Genomic DNA, 21,493 nt, shown 5'->3' on the forward strand with positions numbered 1-21,493 from the left:
GCCGAAAAGTGTAAGCGGCTTTGCCCGGAAAGTCGCGAAGTGACTTTCCCAGGATGCGGAAAAACTAACACCACCATCATTCAAGGGAGAAGAGGATGATGAAGACCGCTGAAGTGCTGAAGGAACATTCCTTCCTGGAAAGACTGGTCGGCGACTGGACCGTCACCGCACCCGATATGAGTGGCGGAGAGCCCTGGACGGAGACCGTCCGCTCGCTGCACGGCATCTGGTTCGTCGCCGAAGGGACCGGCCGTATGCCCGATGGTAAGGAGGCGACCAGCATCCTGACGCTCGGCTACAATGCTTCGAAAGCCAAGTACATCGGCAGTTGGATCGGCAGCATGATGGACTATATGTGGGTCTATGAGGGCGAGGTCGACGCGTCGGGCAATGTGCTCGACCTCTATACGACAGGTCCCGACTTCAACACCGAAGGCCTTGCCGATTATCGTGAGCAGATCACCTTCGTCGACGCAGACCACCGCACCTTCGTCTCCAGCGTCAAGCAGCCCGATGGCTCGTGGAAGCAGTTCATGGAAGCGCATTACGCCCGCAAGATCTGACAATCACGGCGCGCCCCAACCCCGAAAACGGGGCCTAGGAAAAGCGGCGTCGAAAAAGGGAGAGTATGATGTCTGAGACGCATGGAAAGTTCATCTGGTGCGAGTTGATGACCCCCGACACATCGGCTGCCGCGAAATTCTATAGCTCGGTCGTCGGCTGGACCACCTCCGAGATGAAAATGGAGGGCATGCCCACCTACACGATCTTCGAGGCGAACGGCATCGGCGTCGCCGGCCTGATGGAATTTCCGGCCGAACTCGAAGGCAAGGGCATTCCACCGAACTGGACGGGTTATGTCGATGTCGACGACGTCGACCAGTCGGCCAAGGATTTCGCCGCCAATGGCGGCTCGGTCCGCCGTCCGCCGGAAGACATCCCGACCATCGGCCGCTTCGCCGTCGTCGCCGATCCGCATGGCGCGGTGCTCTGCATCATGACGCCGGCGCCGATGGAGAAGCCCATGCCGGAACTGGCCTTCGACGCACCCGGCAATATCGGCTGGCGCGAACTCTATGCCGGCAATGGCGCTGACGCGCTGGCTTTCTATTCCAAGCTGTTCGGCTGGACGAAGGACAGCGAAATGGACATGGGCCCGATGGGCGTCTACTACATCTTCGCCCACAACGGCAGGCAGACCGGCGGCATGATGACTAAGCCGGAAAGCATGCCGATGACCTTCTGGTGCTATTATTTCATCGTGCCCACCCTCGATGCCGCGATCGAACGCGTCACCTCAGGCGGCGGCAAGGTCGTCACCGGCCCGATGGAGGTCCCCGGCGGCAGCTGGATCATCCAGGCCACCGACCCGCAAGGCGCCTTCTTCTGCCTAGTCGCACCGAAGCGGTAGGTTTGGGAGCGACGTTGGCGGTGTGCCGTGAGGCCCCCTCATCCGGCTGCCGCCACCTTCTCCCCGAGGGGAGAAGAGATATGCCGCTGCGTCTCGATTCCCTCTTCTCCCCTCGGGGGTCCGAAGGACGGGTCGAGACCAGTGGCTCGGCCCCGGCCAGTGCCCGTAGGGCGGATGAGGGGGCGGCACGGCATGCCGTCAACATCTATCACCCCACACTTTTTATCGAAGCAAAAAACCCTTCCGGGCTTTCCACTTCCACCAACCGCTTCCTCTCGATCAGCCAGAACCGGTTTCCCACCGCCCGCACGAAACTGCGGTCGTGGGAGACCAGCAGGCAGCTCGCTTCGTGCGCCATCAGCTCGCTCTCCAGCGCCTCCTGTCCCTCGATGTCGAGGTGGTTGGTCGGTTCGTCGAGCAGGTAGAAGTTCGGCTCCGTCAGCCGCAGCACCAGCATGCCGAGCCTGGCCTTCTGGCCGCCGGAGAGCTGGCCGATCGGTTTTGCCTGCATATCGATCATCATGCCGGCGCCTGCGAGCAAAGCCCGCGCCCGCTGGTCGCCGACATCGAAGCGGCGAATGATCGTGCCGATCGGCGTGTCGGTGTCGGCAAGATCGGCAAGTGCCTGGTCGCCATAGCCGAGAACCAGCGAAGGCGTCGCCTTGATGCTGTCCCGCGCCGTCTCCGGCCTTTCGATCGCCTGCTTCAGCATCGATACCAGCCGTGACTTGCCGGCGCCGTTGAGGCCGAGCAGCACGATGCGGTCGCCCTGGCAGATGAATTGCCGGCCGGTCTTGAACAGCAGGGTTCCATCCGGCGTCGTCACCGCCGCATCCTCCAGCGTCATCAGCACCTTGGCATGCGTGCCGCGATTGGCAAGCCGGATGGCGCCGGCCGAGCGTTCCAGATGCGCCGGTTTTGCCGCGTCCTCCAGCTTCTCCGCCCGCTGCTTGAGCTGCTTCGTCTTGACGACGAGCAGATCGCTGCCGGAATTGATGCCGATATTGTTGAGCTTCGCCGCCTGCTTGCGCAATTGCTCCGCCACCTTCATGTCGCGCTCGTAGCGCCGCGCCTCCGAGGCGTCGGCGTCGTCGAGGGCAGCGCGCGCCCTTGTATAGGGCAGGGCGAAGACCGGCGATTGCTCCGGCCGCAGGAACAGCGTCCGGTTGGTCGTCGCATCGAGGAAGGCGCGATCGTGGCTGGACAGGATAACCGGCACGTCGCGCGGCAGCGCATTCAGCCAGCTCTCCAGCTGCGAGATCTTTTCGAGGTCGAGATGGTTGGTCGGCTCGTCGAGCAGAAGCACGTCGGGCTCGCTCACCCAGGTGCGGGCAAGCATGGCAAGCCGCTGCCATCCGCCGCTCAACTGCTTCAGCGGCCGGCCGCGCATGACCTCCGGCACGTCGAGCGATTCCAGCACCACGTCGACCCGCCAGCTCTCGCTTTCGGCCTGATCGGCCGGCAGGGCCTGCAGCACCGCATCGTAGAATGGCGTGTCGAAAAGGGCAGGGGGCACGTTCTGCGCGACATGGCCGACGGTCAGCCCGCGCGCCTTGGTGATCTCGCCCTCGCTCGGCTCCAGCGCGCCGGTGATGCAGGCAAGCAGCGTCGATTTCCCCCGCCCGTTGGCGGCGACCAGGCCGATGCGATCGCCGGCATTGACGACGAGATTGAGCTTGGAAAACAAGGGATTGCCCAGCGTCACGCCGAGATTGCGGATATTGATGAGTGTCATGATCGTTCTCTGGTCTTGACCGGGTATCAAGCGCGGCCCGGGGCGTTCAGCCATCACGGGATTGCGCGGTTCGAGCCCGGGAAATGAGAGGAATGCGCGCTGTCATCTACGGCGCCGCATTGGCCACGAAGGGCAGACCAGGAAGAGATGTCGAGAAACGGTCTCTGGTCAGCCCTGCAAACGCACTTGCAGGGCGTTGACGGGACCACGCTGGCGATTAAACCGAAAATAATATTGCATTGCGTGATCCTCCTTTCTCAAAAGCTTGCGCGATCCAAATAACATTGCCCGCAAAAAGAGGCAAGAGAACTGCAGGCACGCCGATTTCCGGTCACCGCGCCGGCGGCGAGCTTGGCCGGAAGGCGTCCTCCAAACTCTGCTATCGCCTATTTGCCGTTGTTGGTGGCTGAGCGAGGATGGTGCTGGTGCTCTGCGCTCACGAGAGCCTCACCCTGAGGTGCCCTGTAAGGGCCTCGAAGGGCGGGGCGGGTGCGCTGGCGGTTAATGGATTCAAGGAGCAGCGCCGAGCGTGTCCTTCGAGGCTTCGGCCTTCGGCCTGCGCGCCTCAGGATGAGGGACGTTGGAGGATGCCGCGCTCCCCTCGCAAACAACGGGGCGAGGGGACTTGCCATGCGGGAGGCGGGTGGGGGACGGAGAGGTGGCGGCAGACGGATGGGCACGCTACCCAATCCCAAAATCACCCGGCCGGGTCGCCAAGCAGCTCCAGCCGCCGCGTAATCCCGACACTCCTGAGGAATGTCTCGTCGTGGCTGACCACCAGCAGCGCGCCGTCATAGGCGCGCAGTCCTGCCTCGACCGCGGCGATCGAGTCGATGTCGAGATGATTGGTCGGCTCGTCGAGGATCAACAGCGGAGGCGGCGCCGAGCCGAGGACGCAGGCAAGGCCCGCCCGCAGCAATTGCCCGCCGCTCAGCGTCGATACGGTCTGTAGCGCCGCATCGGCTCTGAACATGAAGCGGGCAAGGGCAGCCCGGCAAGTATTTTCATCGGCCTGCGGATTGATCCGGCGAAAATTGTCGCGGATCGAAGCCGACGGATCGAGCAGGCTCACCTTCTGATCGAGCATCGAGAAAGCGGTCATGACGCTGACCGTGCCGGCCCAGGGTTTCAGCGCGCCTGTAACAAGCGCCAGCAAGGTCGTCTTGCCCGAGCCGTTGCGGCCGGTGACGGCGATACGCTCCGGTCCCGTCACGTCGAAGGAGAGATCGCGGATGACGGGATCACCCGGCTGGTAGCCCGATGTCACGCCATCCATCCTCAGCACGATCTTGCTGGCGGGCAGCCCGGTCGGCGGCAGGGTGACCGACAAGGGCTGGAGGATCTCGATCTTCTCGCGCGCTGCCCTTGCCTCTTCCAGTGCGTGGGCGCGCCGGCGTTCGGCGAGGCGGGCATTGTCGCCGCCGGTCGTTTCGCTCCGCTCCTTCATGCCGCCGAGCATGATGCGCGGTATGCCGCCCTTGGCGGCCATCTTCCGCCCGGTGCTGTCCCTCTGCGCCTGACGCTCCACCGTCGCCTGCGCTTTCCGCGCCACCTCGGCCATGCGTTTTTCGGCTTCAGTGAGATCATGCTGTGCCGCCGCGAGCTCGAGAGCCTTACGCTCGCGGTAATGGCTCCAGTTTCCGCCGTAGCGCGTGGCACTGAGCGACGTCAGTTCAACGATCGCATCGACGCTTTCGAGCAGTTCCCGATCATGGCTGATGATGATGGCGCCGGCCCGCCAGTCTGACATCAGCGCGATCACCGCCTCGCGGCCTTCGCGATCGAGATTGTTGGTCGGTTCGTCGAGCAAAAGGAAATCCGATTCTGTGAAGATCAGCCCCGCAAGCCCGGCACGGGTACGCTGTCCGCCAGAGAGTACCGCAAGTGGCGTCTCCGGCGGTGCGTTGAGCCCCGTCCGATTGAGCGCTGCGGCGATGCGCGCCTCCAGCATCCAGTCCGCCGATGCAAGCTCGTCGGCCGTTGCCTCGCCACCTTCGGCGCGGCGAAGAATAGCGAGCGCATCGGTCACGCCGAAGAGATCGGCGATCGTTTTCTTGGGCGTCACCTGAACGTTCTGCCGCAGCACGCCGAGGCTGCCGCCGACGGATACCGTCCCGGAATGCGGCTGGATCTCACCGGAGACGAGTTTGAGCAGCGTCGTCTTGCCGACGCCGTTGCGCCCGACGAGACCGGTACGCTCGGCCCCGAAACTCAGGTCAAGATTGGAAAAAAGCGGCCACCCGTCAGGAGCGGACCATGAAATTTGGGAGAGAGTGATGGATGCAGGCATGGATATGGATGTCCCCGTTGGCAAGGCGAACTGGCGTTGCGATCGGGTTGAAATCCATTGCGGCACACATCCTGTTGAAATGGTCGATGGCAGGTAATTTAGGGAATAAGGGCTGAAGGTTCAAGGCGAGGCAGCCAATCGGGCTGCAGGCAGTGATCCTGCTCCCTTCTTCTCCCCAGCGGGGAGAAGGTGGCCCGAAGGGTCGGATGAGGGGGCCACACGGTACTCCGTTACGGCCTTTCACTGGCCGCTCAAGGCGTTCGTCGCTGGCGCTTCTCACCCCCTTATCTGCCTGCCGGCGTCTTCTCCCCGAGAAGAGACCCCGATTTACCGCTTCAAGCTCCCCAAGATCCCACGCACCAGCGCCCGGCCGACTTGGGTCGCAACCGTGCGCGCCACGCTCTTCATCGCCGCTTCCACCACCGTTTCGCGCTGATAGCCGGACGTCCGGCCGCGCGATTGGCCGCGGCCCTGGTTGTCGTCGTCATTGCCGCCGCCGAAGCCCGGCAGGTTCCAGCCGGAGGTCGTGCCGCCCTGCTGCTGTGCTGCTTCTTCCTGCGCTCGCTTGGCGGCCTCGGCGTCGGCCGCCTTCTTTGCCCGCGCCACCAGCATCTCGAAGGCGGATTCGCGGTCGACATCCTCGTCATAGACGCCGAGGACCGGGCTTTTGTCCATGATCTGCCGGCGCTCTGCATCGGTCACCGGGCCGACGCGGCCGGAGGGTGGGCGGATCAGTGTGCGCTCGACGATCGAAGGTGCGCCCTTGGCCTCGAGCGTCGAGACCAGTGCCTCGCCGGTGCCGAGATTGGTGATGACGGTGGCGCAATCGAAGGCCGGGTTTGCACGGAAGGTATCGGCCGCCGTCCTCACCGCCTTCTGCTCGCGCGGCGAATAGGCGCGAAGCGCATGCTGCGCCCGGTTGCCGAGCTGGGCGAGCACCGTTTCCGGCACGTCGAGCGGGTTCTGCGTCACGAAGTAGACGCCGACCCCCTTGGAACGGATCAGCCGCACCACCTGCTCGACGCGTTCGGTCAGCACCTTCGGCGCGTCGTTGAAGAGCAGGTGCGCCTCGTCGAAGAAGAAGACGAGCTTCGGCTTGTCGGGGTCGCCGACCTCGGGCAATTCCTCGAAGAGCTCGGAAAGCAGCCAGAGCAGGAAGGTGGCGTAAAGCCGCGGGTTCATCATCAGCTTGTCGGCGGCCAGCACCGAGATCTGGCCGTAGCCATTATTGTTGGTGCGCATGATGTCGGTGATCTTCAGCGCCGGTTCGCCGAAGAAGTGCTCCGCACCCTGCTGTTCGAGAACGAGCAGTGCCCGCTGGATCGAGCCGACCGAAGCCTTGGAGATCAGCCCGTATTGGTTGGAAAGTTGGCTGGCGTTCTCGCCCATATAGTTGAGCAGCGAGCTGAAATCCTTGAGGTCGAGCAATGGCAGCCCGCCCTGGTCGGCGATCTTGAAGGCGATGTTGATGACGCCTTCCTGCGGTTCGGAGGCATCCATCAGGCGGGCGAGCAGCAGCGGTCCCATCTCGGCGATGGTGGTGCGCACCCGGTGGCCCTTCTCGCCGAACAGATCCCAGAAGATCACCGGAAACTGGTCGAATTCATAGTCGGCAAAGCCGATCTGCTCGGCGCGCTTCGTCAGGAAGTCCTTGGGCTCGCCCCTGGCGGCGATGCCGGAAAGGTCGCCCTTGATATCGGCCGCAAACACCGGAACGCCGGCCCGCGAAAAGCCTTCGGCCAGCACCTGCAGAGTCACCGTCTTGCCGGTGCCGGTGGCGCCGGTGACGAGGCCGTGGCGATTGCCGAATTTCAGGTCGAGATATTCCGGCTTGTTGATGCTGTCATCGGGATTGCGGCTCGCGCCGATGAAAATCTTGCCTTCCTCGATCATTCGGAATGCTCCCTTGGGGCTCTGCCGCCATTGTATGAGAAGGCGTGCTTCTGCCGCCTTCATTGAACTATCGTTTCCCTGTTATAAGCAGGCATGCGCATGCGGACAACTGTTTGCATTGAAAGCAAAACCGGACAAAGTGTGGCCCGGGGAGGGCCGGCTTGAGTTGTGGTCGAATCTCGATTAACGTTGACGTTAACGTCAAAAAAACAGGAGGCTGACGATGAATGAAATTGTGACCCAGATCGCCGATCGCGTGGGTATTGCGCCTGATCTGGCCGAAAAGGCGCTCGGCATGATGCTCGGCTTCCTGCAGCGCGAGGCCGCCGATGGTCCGGTTGCCAAGATGATCGAAGCGATCCCCGGCGGCGCCGATCTCGTTGCCCAGTTCAATGGCGAGGGCGCCGGCGGCGGCGGTCTGCTCGGCGGGCTGATGAGCTCGCTCGGCGGCGGCGGCATCATGGGGCTCGGCCAGCAGCTGATGGGCGAAGGCCTCGGCATGGGCGAGATCACCTCGCTTGCCAAGGAAACCATCGCGATCGCCAAGCAATATGCCGGCGAGGAGGTCGTCGACGAGGTCGTAGCTTCCGTCCCGGGTCTCAGCCAGTTCGTCTGAGCGACGACGAGAAAGAGCCTTCGCGGCGTTGCCGCGAGGCTCATCATATTTGTCTTGGTCCCACTTGAAGAGGTGGCCAGTCGGCAGCACGGCAAGCTGAACCTGAGGGGAGCCGTACCTGCCGTTCATTCGGAAGGGGCTCGCCGGTCTGCTCACCGTTGTCGCTCTTCGAGGAGTTCGTCGGTGATATCACGCCCACGCGCAAACACGCCCAATATCGTGACGTTATTGCCGCTCACCGAGAACGCCACGCTGACGCTACGCCGATAGCCGATGATCCGGAGGCCGGGAATCCGGCTTTCCCGCACCGTGCCCCGTTCCGGGAACGTCTCCAGGGCCTCGATGAATGTGATCACCGCGTCGACAAAGTCGCCTGCGATGCCGGTTCCCGCCTCAACGGCGATATCGGCATAGAGCTTGTCGAGTTCGGCTTCTGCCTTCGGATGGTAGATAATGCGGTAGGCCATGCCCTACTTGGCTTTCGCCGCGTCATTCCGGCGCTTGGTTTCAAAGCGGGCGCGCACTGTCTCGGCCGGGATGCCGAGGCCCGGCTTGTTCACTAGGTCGTCGTAGCGCGCCGGAATTTCTTCATTGAGCCAGCGCTCGCGGGCCGCCTCATGATCCTCCAGTAGCCGCAGGCCTGCACGGACAACCTCGCTGGCATTATTGTAGCGGCCGGACTCCAGCTGCTTCCGGACAAATTCTTCATAGTGGTTCCCGAGCGCAACGTTGGGCATGGTTTTCCTTTCGTTGTCGTCAATATGAAGCTGTCACACCGTGATGGCAATAGATGTCAATCCTTGACGTTAAACGGTCGCTACCTCCTCCGGTCGTCTGGTGATCGGCGGTATCCGGCCGCGGTGGCCCTGATCGCCTTGCCTTGCAGCCTCCGCCCGCTAATTAACGGCTGCCATTGGATGGAAGGAGAGCTCGTGACCGTCTGGCGCCCATCGCAGCAGATCAGGGTGAAGGTGATCGGCCTCGCCTGGCTGAAAGACCAGTTGCTTGCCGCCGAGGTGGAGGACGACAGCGGCCGCATCAAGGGCGTTCGCCCGCTCGGCGGCGCCATTGAATTCGGCGAGAGCCGCGGGGAGGCTCTGCACCGCGAATTCAGGGAGGAACTCGAGACCGATATCCGCATCGTTGGTCCCTGGCATCTGCTTGAAAACATCTACGAGCATCATGGCGCAATCGGTCACGAATACATCTTCGCGGCCGATATCGAACTGGCCGATGCGTCGCTCTATCAGCGCGAGGAAATCCGCTACTCCGAACTCGACGAGACGGCGGCGACGGCGCGCTGGTTCGGCCGCGACGGCCTGCGTGACGCCGGCATCGATCTCTATCCGACAGGTCTCGACAGACTGCTGTCGCGCTGGCGCGATTGAACCGGAGATCGCCCGCCCTGAGGCGCCAGATTCCGATCGCCAAACTTTGATCGTCCGCCCCCGCTTCCGGGGGAACAATGAGGTCATCCTGCTGTTTCTGTCGCATCGCTGAAACCATAGGGAATAGCATCATGCGTATGTTTCTTGCAGCAGCCTCGATCATTCTCCTCGGCTTCGCCGCTCCGGCTTTCTCCCAGGCACTTGCTGATATGGACTCTAGCGGCCGCTTCGGCGGCATGCCACCCGGCACGGTGCCGGGGGCGGAATCCAATGGCGGACTCATGATTCCGCTCGATCCAGTCGAAACCGGTGATATCACCGTCGTCATTCCGTCCGATCGGACCACCTGCCCGCGGCCCGGAACGCGTCAGTACCGCGCGGTAGAGCGCGACGGTACGCTAAGCGACGCCTGCCGCTGACGGGATAGGCCCAGATCAGAAAGCAGGAACGGCTATTTGTCGTTTCCGTGCAGGATGACGCCGAGTTCATGCCACTGCCGTCTGTCGCGCTGGATCAGTTCGTCGGCGCAGATCGGTCCCATGCTGCCCGGCGCGTAAGCGTCAGGCACGCTCTCATCCATGGCCCAGATATCGAGGAAGGGTTGCACCGCCGCCCATCCGGCCTCGATGCCGTCGGCGCGCTGGAACAGCGTCTGGTCGCCGATGAAGAGATCGTAGAGCAGTGATTCATAGCCGGTCGTCTTGGCAATATCGAATTTGTCGGCATAGCGGAAATCGAGCGAGACCGGCACGGTATCGACCGAAAGCCCCGGCGATTTGATCGAGATTTCCATGCTCATGCCTTCGTCGGGCTGCACCTGGATCACCAGCCGGTTCGGCGGCAGGCGGCGCTTGACGTCGGTCTCGCGAAACTGCGCGAAGGGCACCGGCTGGAAGGTGATGACGATTTCGGTGTCGCGCGCCGTCAGCGCCTTGCCGGTCCTGAGATAGAACGGCACGCCGGCCCAGCGCCAGGTATCGGCATAGAGCTTCAGCGCCACGAAAGTCTCGGTCCGGCTGTCGGGCGAGACGTCCTTGGTATCGCGGTAGGCCGGAAGCACAGCACCGTGGAGCGGGCCTGCGCCATAGGCGCCGCGCACGCCATGCGTCTTGGCCTCTTCCGGCGTATAGATGCGCAGCGCCTTCAGCACCTTGCTCTTCTCGTTGCGGATCGCTTCGGCATCGAAGCTGTTCGGCGGCTCCATGGCGATCATCGCCAGCAGTTGGAAGAGATGGTTCGGCACCATGTCGCGCAGGGCGCCGGTTGCATCGTAGAATTTGCCGCGGCTGCCGACATCGACGATTTCGGCGGCGGTGATCTGCACATGATCGATGTAGCGGCTGTTCCACAAAGACTCGATCATCATATTGGCGAAACGCGCTGTCATCAGGTTCTGCACCGTCTCCTTGCCGAGGAAATGGTCGAGCCGGTAGACTTGGCTTTCCCCAACCTGGGCGAGGATCTGTGCATTGAGCGCCTGCGCCGAGGCGAGATCGGTGCCGAACGGCTTTTCGATGGCGACGCGGCGAAAGACGCCGTCGCTTTCATTGGTCAGCCCATGGGCGGCAAGTTTCTCGACGATCGTCCCGAAGAAGGATGGCGGCACCGCGAGATAGAAGGCGGCATTGGCATTCGGCCCCAGCCGCTTGCCGATCTCGACGAAAATATCGTCCCTGGTGAAATCGCCGGACGTATAGGAAATGCGCCGCCGCAGGCTTTCCCAGGCTTCGTCCTTCACCGTCGGCTCCTCGCCGTGCAGATGGCTCAGGAACGCGTCGAGCCGCCCGCGCAGGAACTCGTCGTCACCAGGCTCGATGCCGATACCGAGAATGTGGAGATCCTCGCCCACCAGGCGGCTGCGCGTCAGATTGATGATCGCCGGCACCAGCAGGCGGCGCGTCAGGTCTCCCGTGGCGCCGAAGATGACGAGAGTGACCGGCGGGGTAGGGGCAGCGTCCATGTGTCATCTCCGTGGAATTTGCGGCCGACTATACTGCGCGCCGGCTGTGTCGCAACATAGGCGGCGAGGGGTAACAGTCATTTGACATGCGGAGTGGCTGACCTCGCGTCACTTTGGTCGGGCGCGGCCGATTACCCTTTCACCGCCACCATGAAGATCCTCGGAAACCTGAGCAGCACCCGCCGGTCCGACATCTTCGGATAGGCCTTTTCCAACCGCTCCAGGTAATCGGCCAGGAATGCCTCGCGATGCTTTTCGCCGGCATGGGCGAGATAGGGCATCAGCCCGGTTCCCTTGACCCATTCGACGATCGCTGCAGCATCCGCCATCGGGTGATTGTAGATGGTGTGCCAGATATCGACGCGCGCCGCTTTGGCAATCAGCCTGGAGTAATAGGTGGACGACGACGGCAGCGGCTTGCGGCGCACGCTCTTCGCGTCGAAGGCGGATTTCCACGGGCCGGCATGGGCTGTCTCTTCCATTGCCAGATGCGAGGGCTCGCCGAGATTATCGGGCATCTGCACGGCAAGGACGCCGCCTTCGGAAAGCCCGTCCATCAGCCTCTCGAAGATGTCGAGGTGATCCGGCAGCCACTGGAAGACCGCATTGGCAAAGAGCAGATCGGCCGGTTCAGTCGGGTGCCAGCTGGCGAGATCAGCCTCGACGAAGGCTGTGCCCGGTAGCCGTTTGCGTGCCGCCTCCAGCATGTTGATGTCGCTGTCGAGGCCGGAGACGCCGGCAGCCCCATAACGCTCGATGATGAGTTCGGTGGAATTGCCCGGCCCGCAGCCGAGGTCGATGGCACGACGAAGACTCTGCAGCGGCACCTGCGCCAGAAGATCGCGCGCCGGCCGCGTGCGCTCGTCCTCGAATTTCACATATTGGCTGGCGGACCATGCCATGGCGGTACCTCCTGGTGTCGGGCCACGTCTTCCATGCGCATCGTGTCGATGTTGCTGCCGTCGAGCTTGACGACACCGGCCAAGCCGTCACCCTCGATCTTCAGACACAAGTATTTTGTCGACGCGCCTCCCGTCGAGATCGATGACCTCGAAGCGCCATCCACCTCTCGTGAAGCTCTCCCCCAATTCTGGCAGATGTTTCAGCTCTTCCAACACCAGGCCAGCGACAGTCTGATATTCCAGATCATCATCGAGCCTGAGGTTTAAGAATTCAGCGAACTCGTCAATTGGCGTCCAGCCCGACACGAGATAAGACCCGTCGTCTCGACGAGCGATGGCTTGCTCATCGACAGGTCCCTCCTGGAGAGCCCCCATGATTGCTTCCAAAATGTCACCCGACGAGACAATCCCCTCGAAATGGCCGTACTCGTCGAAAACCAGCACCATGTGAACGGGCGATTTCCTGATTGCTTCGATCACATTGATGGCAGTTGAAAGGTCTGAAACCACTGGGACGTCTTGCGTCAGAGCCTTGATGTCGACAGTGCCGTGTTCGGACATCGCGTCGTAGAAGTCCTTGACCGGAAGGATACCGATCACCTCGTCCGAACTGCCTTTTCGAACCGGCAACCGCGACCGCTTCGTCCTGTGCAACTGGGTCCGAATTTCATCAAGGCTGTCGTCGATATCGATAATTTCGACGTCGCGTCGGGGCGTCATAAGCGCTCGGGCGGTGCGGTCAGCCAGCCGCATGACACCTGATATCATCGCGGACTCTTCGCTTTCGATAACTCCAGCCGACTGCGCCTCGGCCAGAACGGTTTTGATCTCTGCGTCAGAGACATTGTCGCCACCTTTTCCTGCCTGGCCCAAGAGCTTGAGCACAAGATTTCCGGAGGCGTTCAGAAGCCACACGAGTGGCAGCGCGATTTTCGAAAGGACCGCCATGGCTGGTGCGACCTTGGCCGCAACCGCTTCGGGTTCCCGTAACGCGATCTGCTTTGGAACAAGTTCGCCTATGATCAGCGAAAGATAGGTGATTGCCACCACGACTGAACCTACGCCAAGGGCATCAGCGGCTGTCGATGACATTCCCTGGGCTTCCAGCCATCCGCTCAGGCGGCCGCCGAGCGTGGCCCCTGAGAAAGCGCCGGATAGAACGCCGACCAGCGTGATGCCGATCTGCACCGTAGAGAGAAAACGACCGGGGTTTTCGGCAAGTTTGATCGCTTGAGCTGCACCCTTGCTTCCATTGTCGGAGAGAACCTTCAGGCGGGCCGTTCGAGAAGACACGACGGCCAGCTCAGACATGGCGAGCACACCATTCAGGATGGTGAGAAACGCCACAATTCCAATTTCCAGAAACACGGGGACCCTATTCGTTGAGGTTGTAATGCCGCATTCGTCAGGCGAAGCGGCGAGGCATTCGAAGGGACGCTCTATATACGCATATACGCATCGCCGATCGTCTTTCCATTATCGTGTTGACATCAGTTGAGGTTCCATCAGACCGCTCCTCTGAAGTGAAAGTCAGGGACATCGGTAAAACCGGCAGGCTGCGGCCACCCGTCATTGACAATGGGAAGCGGCCCTCTCTGCGGGAGCCTTGACATGCCTGAGGGGAGGCGGAGGTCATCGCACCGTCTACAATGGTCGCCTGCTTCCTCGGCCGGGAGATCCCGGTTGGAAGGGGCGGAGCTTGTACTGGATGGGTCGCTGTCAGGCATGTCGCAATTTTGACGGTGAAACAGTGCCGACGCAAGAGGCGCCGGGGGAAAATCCTTATAGCGTCTTGATGTGACAGTTTCGCCAACGGCAGCAGCACCGCATTTGCGCGTCTTAAAAGAGGCGCAGCAGGCTACCCAGTCATAAGTAAAGCTGGCGCAATACACCGTAAATTAACAGCCGCTCCGTATTTCTTTAAATTGCGAACGATTTCCGCGACGTGCAGGCACGTCTTGAAATCAGTTCTCGGTCAGGGGGAAGCCGGGACGGAATAGATCGGTGCGCGATCGACGACCTACCCGCTCGAGGAGGTTAAGCGCATGCAGTTCAAATCGGCGACCGGACGCAACATTTTTTCCGTGGCAGCCTGCGGTGTCATCGCCACGATCGCGGCATCGGGCGTTCTTTTTTACATCGCCTACAACGATATGCGCAAATCGAGCCTCGACGAGATGCTGCAGATCGCTGCTGCCAATGCGCTCAACGTCGAGAAATCCATGGGTGTGGCGCTCGGCATCGTCAATGCGTTGGAAACGTCGCTGTCGACGATGAAGGATGGCGGAAACGCCAATCGTGCGGCCGCCGACGCCCTGCTGAAGAACATGCTGCAGGATAATCCGATGGCGCTCGGTGTTTGGACCGGCTGGGAACCGAATGCCTTTGACGGCAAGGACAAAGATTTCGTCGGCAAGGAAGGCCATGACACGACCGGCCGCTACGTGCCTTACTGGGTCCGCAGTGGCGACAAGATCCAGCACACACCCCTGGTCGACTATGCCGTATCGGGCGCCGGCGATTACTACCAGCTGCCCTTTACCCAGAAAAAGGCCGTGGTCGTTGAACCTTATGTCTACGCGGTCGACGGCAAGGACGTGCTGATGACCTCGGTCGCCAAGCCGATCATGGTCGAGGGCAAGGCGCTCGGCGTCGCCGGCATGGATATTTCGCTCGACGACGCCAACAAGGCGATCTCGGCAGTCCACCCGATGGAGACCGGCTATCTCAGCCTGGTGACGGGCACCGGCAGCATCATCAGCCATCCCTCCGCCGAGCTCGCAGGCAAGAATATCAAGGACGGCGGTGATCTGACCGCCGGCTGGGATCAGTTGATCGCCAAGCCCGGCGTCGCTGAGGAGATCGCGGGCCGGGATGGCCAGACCTATTTCTCGGTCGCCTATCCGGTAAAGCTGACAACTGACCTGAACTGGTACGCCGTCGTTTCGGTGCCCAAATCCACCGTCTTTGCCCAGCTCAACAACATGGCCTGGAGCGCCGTTGCGATCACCGCCATCGCTGCTCTCCTGCTCGGTCTTTCAGGCTGGCTCATTGCCCGTAAATTCATCCGCCGCATAGAGGGCGTGATCGCCGAGACCGATCGTATCGCCCATGGCCAACTCGACGTGCAATTGAGTGACAGACGTGCAAAGGACGAAATCGGCGACCTCTCGCGCTCCCTCGCCATCCTGCTGGAAAGCAATCGCCAGAAGATCAAGCTCGAAGCCGATGCGGAAACCTCCCGGGCCCGCGAAGAGATCGAACGGCAGGAGCGTTCCGTCCACCATGCCGCGCGTGAGGATTCGATCAAGTTCGCAGTCAGCGAACTCGGCAACGGACTGGCCGGCCTTTCGAATGGAGACATGACCGTCCGGCTGGAAAAGCCCTTTGCCGACTCGCTTGACGAAATCCGCGTCGATTTCAACGCCTCTGTCGAAAAGCTCCAGGCGGCCCTGATTTCCTTCTCCGAAAACGCCGCCGTCATCCAGGCCGGTTCGGAAGAAATCCGCTCGGGCGCCGACGATCTCGCCCGCCGCACCGAACAGCAGGCCGCTTCCGTCGAGGAAACCGCCGCCGCGCTCGAGCAGATCACCACCTCTGTCAAGGACTCCACCCTTCGCGCCGAGGAAGCGGGCGCGCTCGTCAGCCGCACCAAGGAAGGTGCAGAAAAGTCTGGAGAGGTCGTGCGCAATGCCGTCGACGCCATGACCGGCATCGAACAATCCTCGCAGTCGATCTCCAACATCATCGGCGTGATCGACGATATTGCCTTCCAGACGAACCTGCTGGCCCTCAATGCAGGCGTTGAGGCAGCACGTGCGGGGGAGGCCGGCAAGGGCTTCGCCGTCGTCGCACAGGAAGTGCGTGAACTGGCGCAGCGCTCGGCGACGGCCGCCAAGGAGATCAAGGCGCTGATCACCTCGTCCGGCGACCAGGTCAAGCGTGGCGTCGATCTCGTCGGTCAGACCGGCAAGGCGCTGCAGGCGATCGTCGCCGAAGTCCAGCAGATCAACAGCAATGTCCAGGCGGTCGTCCAGGCCGCCCGCGAACAGTCGACGGGTCTCCTGGAGATCAACACGGCAGTCAACCAGATGGACCAGTCGACCCAGAAGAACGCCGCAATGGTCGAGGAATCGAATGCCGCCTCGCACACGCTGGTGACCGAGGTGTCTGCACTCTCGGAGCGTCTGGCGCAGTTCAATCTCGGCCGGATGGCAAAGGCGGCCCCCTTCGCGCGGACGGCTGCCAAGCCGCTCGCGCGCCCGGTCGCGGCGACGCTTGCGGCGCGCAGACAGGTTCCCGCCTCGGCCACCGACCATGCCAGGCCCGCTCCCTCGCCGGCCCGCGCACTCGGCGGTAAGCTCGCAGCCGCCTTCGGCACCTCAGCCGCACCGGCTTCGACCGAGGGCAACTGGGAAGAGTTCTAGACACTCCACACGCGTCCTCGAAGGCGGCAGACATTGTTTTCCTCCAGCGGACAGAGCTGCAAGGATAAGACGCGCTCAATTTTGATTTGAACGCATTCAATACCTCGCGCTAAGGTCACGCAAAACCAGCATCAGCGCAAAGTCCTCGGAGTTGCCGATGACGTTTCCCCATCCGCCAATCGCCTTTGACCGCATGCTCATCATGGGCAATGGCGGCGCAGGCAAAACATGGCTCGCCAGTCGCGTCGGTGAGCAGCTTCACCATCCGGTTGTCCACCTTGATGACATGCATTGGGAGCCGGGGCGCTATGGCATCGCTCGCGACAGGGCGTTGAGGGATGAGATGGTCAAGACAGCGGCCGAACGCGATGTCTGGGTCATGGAGGGCGTTTACGGGCAACTGGCGAACATGGTCTTCAACTGCACGACGATCCTGATCTGGATTGATCTGCCGGAGGAGGAATGCATCGCCAACATCAAGGAGCGAGGCATCCAGGGCGGCGAGTCCCAAACCCAGTTCGATGGCCTGTTGAACTGGGTGGCCGAATACAGAAGTAGAACGAACAACTGGAATTCCTTCGAGACGCACGCGCGATTGTTCTCGGTCTTTTCCCGTCCGAAATTCCTGTTATCGAGCCGTGAGGCCGTCACCGATTTTGCTGACCGGTTGTCAACGAGCATCGACGAGGCCATCGATGAAAGAGCCCATATTTCCGAATGACGAGGGCAAAGACGCCTGGATGGTCGTCCAGGTGTCTGCGGATGAACACTGGAACGCCTACCACGACATCCGCCGCGCTGTCCTTTTCGAGGCCCGCGGGTTGATTGACTATGATGCGAACCATCCCGATGATCGAAGGGATGGGCATTTCCCTTTGCTTCTTCTGCTTGAAAATACGCCGGTCGGCGCGGCTCGCCTCGATCTGACGGGCGACGAGACAGCATGGGTGCGAACCGTCGCAATCAGCGAGGAATGCCAGGGAAAAGGGTACGGGCGGATGCTCATGACCGGTCTCGAAAAATTCGCATCACAACACGGGGTCGAGAGATTGCTTGTGAATGCGGCGCGAGACGCCGTGGGATTCTACGGCGCGCTCGGGTGGACCGTCGTTGAAGCCGGTGGTGAAAACCCGGTGCTGACTAAGGAATTGCGAACCGGGCCTTAATGGTGAAGTATTGCGCTGACCGCGAGCTGCTCAGACGTTCTCGTGGAGCTTCTGCAACCAACGCCGAGGTCACGATGCTCATTATTTTTGGCGGTCTGCCTGGCAGTGGAAAGACGACGATCGCCCGCGCTTTAGCCGAACGGTTGAATGCGGTCCATGTGCGCGTCGATACCATCGAGCAGGCAATTCGCGCTTCCGGGATAGCCGATGATGCCGGGCCTGCAGGCTATATCGCGGCTTACGGTATCGCCGGAGACAATCTGACCCTCGGCAGAACCGTTATCGCCGACTCCGTCAACCCGCTCCGGATAACCCGGTCAGCGTGGCTTTCGGTCGCGCAAGCGGCTGGGGTGGTGGCGGCGGAGGTCGAGGTCGTTTGCTCGGATAAAGCCGAGCACCGCAAACGTGCTGAAACGCGCCTCACCGATGTCGAAGGTCTGGTGAAGCCGACATGGCAAGAGACTTCCGAAAGAGCCTATGACGAATGGCACAATGCAATCGTCATCGATACGGCTTCGAAAACGGTCGACGCCGTTTTGGATGAGCTGGTGAGCCGATTGAAATCGACCCCGCCAAATGCCTAAGATGATCGATGAAGGAATGCATGATGTCGTCCGAAAAGCCGCATCATGCACTCACGCCGTTACGCCGCGAGAATAGTAATCCCGTAGGCATTGGCCGCCGCCGTCATGCGGGCGATGGTCTCCGTCGAAGGGCTGGTCTTTGGCGGCTCGGTTGCGCCTTCAGCTTCGATGAACTCGGCCATGTCCCGATCGACCACCGCGGAAAAGACCACGGGGATGGTTCCGCGGTTGGAATAGCCGTGCACCATGAAGGGCGGGATGGTGACGATATCGCCGGCGCTGGCCTCGATCTCTTCGGGGCCGCTGTCGCTCAGGCGCCAGATCGTCAGGCGTCCCTCGATGATGCGGAACACTTCGGGGCTCGCATGCGCATGTTTCGGCGTCCGGCTGCCTGATGGCACGGTGACGTCGAAGATATTGAGCCAGGTTCCGCTGATTCTAAGCCGCCGCTCGACGCGGTCGCCGAGGACGAAAAACCGTTTCGCCTCGTCGCTCGCAGGCATTTTCACAAATGAGTTGGACATCATGTCTCTTTCTTTTTCTTACGGGCTTTTTCTTACAGGGCTTCTTCTTATGGGCTTTTCTTGCGGGCGCAGCCGTTAGACCTTTGCGGCGCCTTTGACAACCCGCCCTGTTGTTGGGGGTAGCATCGCCGAACGCTTTCAAAGAAGCGCGCTAGATCAGCCGAAGCGGTGAACAAACGGCTCCGTTGCCGGGGTTCAACGCCGCTCGCGCGCCACTGCGTCACGAGACTGTCGGGGCCGATATCGGTACTTCGGGGCGTTTCTGCAAGGCCCGCCAATGCCGCATCAGCTATGCGGAAATGACTGAGGCCGGAGGGGTTCGAAAGACTCGGCGCCTGTAATACCGCCGACACAGAAGGGGCGCATAGAACGCGGCGGCCGTTCTTGGGGCCGTCCTTCCACGCCGTCCCGGCATTCACATTGATCATTCACATTGATGGAGCGCATCCATGTCCTCTCTTCCCGTCGTCGGCGCCGCCATGACGCTCGATGAAGTTGAACTTCACCGTGATTGGCTCTTCGAAAGGTCCCGCGATCTCGAATTGCAGAGCTTCATCGATGCCGAGGTTCTGAACGGCGATTGGGCGCCGCTTGCCGCCCGCACCAGGCGGCTTCTCGACGGTCATGGCGGCCGCCTCGGCATTCACGGCCCGTTCTGGGGCTTCACCATCGCCTCGGAAGATCCGGATATCCGCGCCATCGTCACCCGGCGCCTGCTGCAGGGCCTCGATGTCTGCGCCGCCATCGGCGCGAGCCATATGGTCATCCACAGCCCTTATACGTCCTGGTCCTACAACAATCTCGACGACAATTCCGGCGCCCGCGAAGCCTTGACCGAGCGCACACACATGACCCTGCGCGACGCCGTCAGGCGGGCCGAGGATATCGGCTGCACCATGGTCATCGAGAACATCGAGGACAAGGATCCGCATATTCGCGTGGCGCTCGCCGAAAGCTTCAACTCGCCCGCCGTCGCCGTCTCGATCGACACCGGCCACGCCCATTATGCCCACGGCTATACCGGTGCTCCGCCGGTCGATTATTACGTCAAGGCCGCCGGCAATCGCCTCCAGCATGTCCACCTGCAGGATGCCGACGGATATGCCGACCGCCACTGGAGCCTCGGCGAAGGCACGATCCGCTGGCATGCCGTCTTCGCAGCCCTTGCCAAACTCGAAAGCAATCCGCGCCTCATCATCGAGATCAAGGACAAGTCGAAGATCCCGGCCTCTGCTGCCTATCTCGCCTCGATCGGCGTGGCTGAATAAGGGTCGTTGCAAAGCGGCCTGGCTCCCTCTTCTCCCCTCGGGGAGAAGGTGCCCGTAGGGCGGATGAGGGGGCCGCACGGCAGAACATTTATTATTGCCCTTCGCTTGCGCTCAGCGCATTCGCGGCTTTGCCGCTCACCCCCTCATCGCCTCGCTATCGCTCCGGCACTTCTCCCCGCTGGGGAGAAGAGGACAGTGGCGGCGCTTTGCTCCCTCCCGTGCTCGCTATGGACGGGAGGCGGAGTCGCCTCACGAAAACCGCGTAATCACGCTGATCCCCGTCGCCTCGGCCTTGTCGAGCGCCATCAGCGCCGGCACGGCCTCCTCGAGGCTGATCCGCCGTCCGATCAGCTTCTGCGGCGCGATCTTGCCGGCCGAAAGCATCGACAGCATGGCATCGTAGCGCCAGGCCTGCATGCCGTGGCTGCCGTAGATTTCCAGCTCGTGGCCGATCACCTGCGCCATCGGAATCGACGGCGTCGCATGCTCGCCGAGCATCAGTCCCACCTGCACATGCCGGCCGCGCCGGCGCAGGTTCTTGATCGAGTTGAAGCAGGTGACGGGATGGCCGAGCGCGTCGATCGAGACATGCGCGCCGCCCTTGGTGATCTCGCGCACCGCCTCCGCCACGTCGGCGACGCCGGATGCATTGACCGTCGCCACCGCTCCACACTCCCGCGCGAAGGCGAGTTTCTCCTCGGATATATCGATGCCGATCGCATTCGCCCCGAGCGCTGTGGCGATCATGATCGCCGACAGGCCGACACCACCGCAGCCATGCACGGCGATCCATTCGCCAGGCCCGGTGCGCGCCTGGTCGGCGACGGCGCGAAACGAGGTGGCGAAGCGGCAGCCGAGGCTTGCCGCCGTCGCATCGTCGATCGTATCGGGCAGGTGCACCAGATTGGTGTCGGCATAATCGATCGCCACATATTCGGCAAACGACCCCCAATGGGTGAAACCTGGCTGGAACTGGTTCGGGCAGACCTGCTGGTTGCCGGAATGGCACTCCCGGCAATGGCCGCAGCCGGAAACGAAGGGCACGGTCACCCGGTCGCCCACCTTGAAGCGCATCACGCCGCGGCCGGTAGCGACGATCCGCCCGGCAAGCTCATGTCCCGGCACATGCGGCAGCCGGATATCCGGGTCGTGGCCCATCCAGCCGTGCCAGTCGCTGCGGCAGAGCCCGCTGGCGCCGACGGATATGACGACACCGTCCTCGGCAGGCGTCGGATCGGCAACGGTGCGGATTTCGGGCGCCTGTTCGAAGGCTTCGTAGAACATGGCTTTCATCGGCGTCTTCCTTCCTGCTCATCCGCTGTTGCGCCC

At 62.0% G+C, this 21,493-nt stretch carries 20 protein-coding genes; 10 read left to right on the top strand and 10 right to left on the bottom strand.

All coding sequences use genetic code 11. The annotated features are described in order from the left end of the window. Positions 1-95 precede the first annotated feature (95 nt). Both BA011_RS02275 and BA011_RS02280 read left to right on the top strand, forming a co-directional pair. Positions 96-563, top strand: coding sequence for a DUF1579 domain-containing protein (locus BA011_RS02275; RefSeq protein WP_065279293.1), 468 nt, complete (start codon positions 96-98; stop codon positions 561-563). A 68-nt stretch (positions 564-631) separates the two neighbouring features. Continuing rightward, positions 632-1,411 (top strand): VOC family protein, encoded by a 780-nt coding sequence (locus BA011_RS02280; protein ID WP_065282380.1) that lies wholly within the window; start codon positions 632-634, stop codon positions 1,409-1,411. A gap of 208 nt (positions 1,412-1,619) precedes the next feature. Here the strand turns inward: BA011_RS02280 and BA011_RS02285 are convergent, their stop codons facing one another. The 3 genes from BA011_RS02285 to BA011_RS02295 form a co-directional block, all read right to left on the bottom strand. After that, positions 1,620-3,146 carry an ABC-F family ATP-binding cassette domain-containing protein gene (locus BA011_RS02285; protein ID WP_065279294.1) on the bottom strand — a complete coding sequence of 509 codons (1,527 nt, stop codon included), beginning with the start codon at positions 3,144-3,146 and terminating at the stop codon, positions 1,620-1,622. A gap of 697 nt (positions 3,147-3,843) precedes the next feature. Continuing rightward, entirely contained in the window at positions 3,844-5,436 is a 1,593-nt protein-coding gene (locus BA011_RS02290) for an ABC-F family ATP-binding cassette domain-containing protein (RefSeq protein WP_065279295.1), read from the bottom strand. 327 nt (positions 5,437-5,763) lie between these two features. Beyond that, positions 5,764-7,329, bottom strand: a complete 1,566-nt coding sequence (locus BA011_RS02295) for a helicase HerA-like C-terminal domain-containing protein (protein WP_065279296.1) — start codon at positions 7,327-7,329, stop codon at positions 5,764-5,766. Positions 7,330-7,552: 223 nt separating this feature from the next. Between BA011_RS02295 and BA011_RS02300 the strand changes: the two genes are divergently transcribed. Beyond that, a complete protein-coding gene (locus tag BA011_RS02300) occupies positions 7,553-7,945 on the top strand; it encodes a hypothetical protein (protein ID WP_017959566.1) in 393 nt (130 codons plus the stop codon). 152 nt (positions 7,946-8,097) lie between these two features. Here the strand turns inward: BA011_RS02300 and BA011_RS02305 are convergent, their stop codons facing one another. Together BA011_RS02305 and BA011_RS02310 are read right to left on the bottom strand one after the other, a co-directional pair. After that, positions 8,098-8,412, bottom strand: a complete 315-nt coding sequence (locus BA011_RS02305) for a type II toxin-antitoxin system RelE/ParE family toxin (RefSeq protein WP_065279297.1) — start codon at positions 8,410-8,412, stop codon at positions 8,098-8,100. 3 nt (positions 8,413-8,415) lie between these two features. Further along, the gene (locus BA011_RS02310) at positions 8,416-8,682 is read right to left on the bottom strand and encodes a type II toxin-antitoxin system ParD family antitoxin (protein ID WP_017959568.1); all 267 of its coding nucleotides are present in this window, start codon (positions 8,680-8,682) and stop codon (positions 8,416-8,418) included. Between the two features lie 195 nt (positions 8,683-8,877). Here BA011_RS02310 and BA011_RS02315 point away from each other — a divergent pair, with 195 nt between their 5' ends. Together BA011_RS02315 and BA011_RS02320 are read left to right on the top strand one after the other, a co-directional pair. Beyond that, positions 8,878-9,333: an NUDIX hydrolase gene (locus BA011_RS02315; RefSeq protein WP_065279298.1), complete on the top strand. Its 456-nt coding sequence runs from the start codon at positions 8,878-8,880 to the stop codon at positions 9,331-9,333. A gap of 77 nt (positions 9,334-9,410) precedes the next feature. Continuing rightward, the gene (locus BA011_RS02320) at positions 9,411-9,752 is read left to right on the top strand and encodes a hypothetical protein (protein ID WP_065279299.1); all 342 of its coding nucleotides are present in this window, start codon (positions 9,411-9,413) and stop codon (positions 9,750-9,752) included. A gap of 32 nt (positions 9,753-9,784) precedes the next feature. Here BA011_RS02320 and zwf read toward each other — a convergent pair whose 3' ends face one another. The 3 genes from zwf to BA011_RS02335 form a co-directional block, all read right to left on the bottom strand. After that, a complete protein-coding gene (zwf, locus tag BA011_RS02325) occupies positions 9,785-11,293 on the bottom strand; it encodes a glucose-6-phosphate dehydrogenase (protein WP_065279300.1) in 1,509 nt (502 codons plus the stop codon). A gap of 131 nt (positions 11,294-11,424) precedes the next feature. After that, complete coding sequence (gene tam / locus BA011_RS02330; protein ID WP_065279301.1) at positions 11,425-12,195, bottom strand: trans-aconitate 2-methyltransferase; 771 nt, start codon at positions 12,193-12,195, stop codon at positions 11,425-11,427. Positions 12,196-12,282: 87 nt separating this feature from the next. Further along, entirely contained in the window at positions 12,283-13,563 is a 1,281-nt protein-coding gene (locus tag BA011_RS02335) for a hemolysin family protein (RefSeq protein ID WP_065279302.1), read from the bottom strand. Between the two features lie 677 nt (positions 13,564-14,240). Here BA011_RS02335 and BA011_RS02340 point away from each other — a divergent pair. The 4 genes from BA011_RS02340 (at position 14,241) to BA011_RS02355 (ending at position 18,372) form a co-directional block, all read left to right on the top strand. Then, positions 14,241-16,622: a methyl-accepting chemotaxis protein gene (locus BA011_RS02340; RefSeq protein WP_065279303.1), complete on the top strand. Its 2,382-nt coding sequence runs from the start codon at positions 14,241-14,243 to the stop codon at positions 16,620-16,622. Positions 16,623-16,779: 157 nt separating this feature from the next. Further along, complete coding sequence (locus tag BA011_RS02345) at positions 16,780-17,343, top strand: AAA family ATPase (RefSeq protein ID WP_065279304.1); 564 nt, start codon at positions 16,780-16,782, stop codon at positions 17,341-17,343. Further along, the gene (locus tag BA011_RS02350; RefSeq protein WP_065279305.1) at positions 17,318-17,788 is read left to right on the top strand and encodes a GNAT family N-acetyltransferase; all 471 of its coding nucleotides are present in this window, start codon (positions 17,318-17,320) and stop codon (positions 17,786-17,788) included. Before BA011_RS02345 ends, BA011_RS02350 begins: the two co-directional genes overlap by 26 nt. A gap of 74 nt (positions 17,789-17,862) precedes the next feature. Further along, positions 17,863-18,372: an AAA family ATPase gene (locus tag BA011_RS02355; RefSeq protein WP_065282381.1), complete on the top strand. Its 510-nt coding sequence runs from the start codon at positions 17,863-17,865 to the stop codon at positions 18,370-18,372. Positions 18,373-18,431: 59 nt separating this feature from the next. Here BA011_RS02355 and BA011_RS02360 read toward each other — a convergent pair whose 3' ends face one another. Beyond that, the gene (locus BA011_RS02360; protein WP_065279306.1) at positions 18,432-18,899 is read right to left on the bottom strand and encodes a cupin domain-containing protein; all 468 of its coding nucleotides are present in this window, start codon (positions 18,897-18,899) and stop codon (positions 18,432-18,434) included. A 446-nt stretch (positions 18,900-19,345) separates the two neighbouring features. Here BA011_RS02360 and BA011_RS02365 point away from each other — a divergent pair, with 446 nt between their 5' ends. After that, a complete protein-coding gene (locus BA011_RS02365; protein ID WP_065279307.1) occupies positions 19,346-20,164 on the top strand; it encodes a sugar phosphate isomerase/epimerase family protein in 819 nt (272 codons plus the stop codon). Between the two features lie 249 nt (positions 20,165-20,413). On the opposite strand, the gene BA011_RS02370 is transcribed toward BA011_RS02365, so the two are convergent. Next, positions 20,414-21,457, bottom strand: coding sequence for a zinc-dependent alcohol dehydrogenase family protein (locus tag BA011_RS02370; protein ID WP_065279308.1), 1,044 nt, complete (start codon positions 21,455-21,457; stop codon positions 20,414-20,416). Positions 21,458-21,493: the final 36 nt, after the last annotated feature.

The organism is Rhizobium leguminosarum, from assembly GCF_001679785.1.
In the GTDB taxonomy this organism is placed as follows: domain Bacteria; phylum Pseudomonadota; class Alphaproteobacteria; order Rhizobiales; family Rhizobiaceae; genus Rhizobium; species Rhizobium leguminosarum_R.